The following is a 2,686-nucleotide window of genomic DNA, read 5'->3' as shown; positions in this document are numbered from 1 at the left end:
GAGCTTAGGGAAACAGGTAGAGTTAAGGTATCAAACGTAGAAATTGGAGATATAAGAGTAGGAAAAGATACAACAACTTCAATGAATATGAATGGAAATAATGTTGATATTGAGGCAGAGAAAACTAATCAAGCAGCTAATACACTTTTGTATAATGCTTTAATAGGGAAGGCTAATTCAAAACTTTCTACTAAGAAATACATAATAAGTGGAGGTAGATAGTTATGACGAATGGAATGTTTTCATCAATGAGAATTAGTGCAAGTGGGCTTTCAGCAGAAAGACTTAGGATGGATGTTATATCTTCTAATATTGCAAACCATGCAGTCACAAGAGGTGAAGATGGTGAACCATATAGAAGAAAGATAGCAATATTTCAGGAAAATTTAGATTCGGAAATGGGAATGAATGGTGTAAAAGCAGTTGGAGTTATAGATGATGATTCTGATTTAAGGCTTAAGTATGACCCAGGACATGTGGATGCAAATCCAGAAACTGGATATGTAGTAATGCCAAATGTTAATGTTTTAAATGAGATGGCAGATATGATTGCTGTATCACGAAGTTATGAAGCAAATATAGATACGCTTAATGCATCAAAATCAATGTTTATGAAAGCGTTAGAAATTGGGAGGTAATTTATAATGGATTTAAATATAGGTGGAATAAATGCATATCAAAGAATGACAGATGTAAATAGTAATTTATTTCTAAAAAATAATCTTGATGTAAAAGAAGAAGAAAATGGTGTAATGAGTTTTGTAGATACACTTAATGAGAAGTTAAATGTAGTAAATAATAAACAAATAGAATCTGATATCATGACTCAAAAGATGATTAGAGGAGATGAAGGTGTCAGTATACATGAGGTTATGCTTGTTGGGGAAGAAGCAAAAATTTCATTACAACTTGCAATGCAGGTTAGAAATAAATTAGTAGAGGCATTCCAAGAGATTAATAGAACACAGATTTAGTGTGTTAGTAAGGGGTAAAAATAATGAAGGTAGTAAAGGATTTTTCCAAAAAGATTCTAAATGCTTTTAAGGCAATGGGTAAGACAGCTAGAGTAGCAATAATAATAGCACTTGTATCAATACTAATAGGTATTATTTTGTTTATAGCATATTCATTCAATAATAAGTATCAAGTTCTGTTTACTGGTCTTGAGGGAAAAGATGCAAAGATGGTTACGCAGCAACTAAATGAGATGAAGGTTGATTTAAAAGTAAAAGGTGATACTATCCTTGTTCCAAAAGGTGATGTTGATAGATTAAGACTTGAACTTGCACCAAGTCTTAGTGGTGGAAGTATAGGATATGAACTTATGGATCAAGAGAGTTCTTTTGGTATTACATCAGAGGAATTTGCACTTAAGAAACTTAGAATGACACAAGGCGAGATAGAGAAAACAATAAAAAGTTTTCCTCAAATTGAAAATGCTAGAGTTCACATAACACTTCCAAAAGAAACTGTATTTGTAGATGAGAAGGAAAAAGGAAGTGCAGCTACATATATTCAGTTAAAGTCAGGTGAAGTTTTAGAAGCAGGACAAGTTAAATCAATTATTTCATTAATTGCATCTGCTGTTGATAAGATTGATAAAGAAGATGTAGAAGTTATAGACCAAAATATGAGCCTTTTATCAGAAGGATTATATTCAGGCGAAGGTAATGAGGTTGCGACGTCAGGAGCAGCTATTTCAAATCAAAGAAATCTTGAAGCAAATTATGAGGGTGAACTTGAAAGTAGTGTATATGATTTATTAAATCCAGTGCTTGGAAACAATAAGATTAAAACACAAATCAATGTAGAGCTTGATTTTGATTCAAAGCAGAAAACAGAGCTTATAGTAGATCCTAATAAAGTTATAAAAAATCAAACTACTATTAAAGAAGCAAATGGTGGTGGAGCAGTATCTACAGGACCAGTTGATGATAATATGAATAATAATATTGAGGATGAAGATGGCGAAGGTTCAAATAGAACTGAGCAAAGTACAGAGTATGAAATTGGAAAAACAGAAATTAAAAATATAAGTGCTCCAGGTGAAGTAAAAAGAGTTACAGCATCTGTTGTGATTGATGGGGCAATGGATGAAGGTTCAATAGAAGCTATAAAAGAGCTTGTGGGAACAGCTATTGGTTATAAACAGGATAGGGGAGATCAAATTTCAGTTGTTAGTATGAATTTTGATCCAACGTATAAAGAAGATGCTGAAAAACAAATGGAAATAATGGACAAGCAAGCTAAGAAAGAATCAATAATAAAAATAGTAGTTATATCAGTAGCAGTAATACTTCTGATAATAGGAATAGCACTTTTAATAGCATTTTTAAGTAAGAGAAAAAATAGGAAAGAAGATGAAGCAGAAGAAAAAAGATTAAATGTTGTTATTGGTGATGATACAGCAATGCAAAACTTCAATCCAATAGATTTTGATGTTAAAGATGAAAAATCACATGTGGAAAGTGAAATTAAAAATTATGCAAATAAAAAGCCAGAGCAAGTAGCAGATGTTATTAAATCATGGCTAAATGAAGAGGAGAGGTGATAATTTGTCTAGAGATAAAAAGAAATTAACAGGAATACAAAAAGCTGCAATATTATTTATAACTCTAGGTCCAGATGCCTCAGCTAAAATTATAAAGAAACTTCCAGAGAGTGAAATTCAAAAAATAACTTATGA

The 2,686-nt window shown here is 31.7% G+C and carries 3 protein-coding genes and 2 pseudogenes; all 5 read left to right on the top strand.

The genetic code is table 11. The features are described from left to right. Positions 1 to 222 (top strand): annotated as a pseudogene (flgB, locus tag Q0V15_RS12875) (flagellar basal body rod protein FlgB); the annotation flags it as partial. Between the two features lie 2 nt (positions 223 to 224). Next, complete coding sequence (flgC, locus tag Q0V15_RS12870; protein ID WP_297439541.1) at positions 225 to 638, top strand: flagellar basal body rod protein FlgC; 414 nt, start codon at positions 225 to 227, stop codon at positions 636 to 638. Between the two features lie 6 nt (positions 639 to 644). Further along, the gene (fliE, locus tag Q0V15_RS12865; protein WP_297439540.1) at positions 645 to 974 is read left to right on the top strand and encodes a flagellar hook-basal body complex protein FliE; all 330 of its coding nucleotides are present in this window, start codon (positions 645 to 647) and stop codon (positions 972 to 974) included. Positions 975 to 997: 23 nt separating this feature from the next. Further along, complete coding sequence (fliF, locus tag Q0V15_RS12860) at positions 998 to 2,551, top strand: flagellar basal-body MS-ring/collar protein FliF (RefSeq protein WP_297439539.1); 1,554 nt, start codon at positions 998 to 1,000, stop codon at positions 2,549 to 2,551. A 4-nt stretch (positions 2,552 to 2,555) separates the two neighbouring features. Continuing rightward, positions 2,556 to 2,686, top strand: a pseudogene (locus tag Q0V15_RS12855) (flagellar motor switch protein FliG); the annotation flags it as partial.

It is taken from the genome of uncultured Clostridium sp., assembly GCF_947036855.1.
GTDB lineage: Bacteria > Bacillota > Clostridia > Clostridiales > Clostridiaceae > Sarcina.
Note: the sequence above shows the minus strand (reverse complement) of the source record. Positions and strands in the feature narration are given on the sequence as shown.